1 protein-coding gene and 1 pseudogene are annotated in these 251 nt (G+C 53.8%); one reads left to right on the forward strand and one right to left on the reverse strand.

From position 1 onward, the window contains the following. A partial coding sequence (locus DYI22_RS17380; RefSeq protein WP_213479304.1) for a hypothetical protein occupies positions 1–180 on the reverse strand: 180 nt, incomplete at its 3' end. Here DYI22_RS17380 and DYI22_RS17535 point away from each other — a divergent pair. Beyond that, positions 127–251, forward strand: a pseudogene (locus tag DYI22_RS17535) (IS3 family transposase); the annotation flags it as partial. The gene DYI22_RS17380 and the pseudogene DYI22_RS17535 overlap by 54 nt on opposite strands.

The following is a 251-nucleotide window of genomic DNA, read 5'->3' on the forward strand; positions in this document are numbered from 1 at the left end:
CATCGAGCCCATAGCTCCTGCTTCTGCTGATGGGTCAGCCCTCTGGTCTTTGATACTTGCTGCGGCATTTTGAAAGCCCCGATAGTTACCAGTGTGCATTATGTTGCATTGACCGGTTGAATCTACCGCAGCGTTCTTTGCCAAGGAGTCCGAGTAAAGTATCGCTTCATCAGGGCTCACCAGAAGGAGTTCCGGGTCCGGGTCATGTGCCGCGTGCTGAAGGTCCACTTCAGCGGTTTTTACGCCTGGCT

The sequence above is a fragment of the Marinobacter lipolyticus genome, assembly GCF_018424605.1.
GTDB lineage: Bacteria > Pseudomonadota > Gammaproteobacteria > Pseudomonadales > Oleiphilaceae > Marinobacter > Marinobacter lipolyticus_B.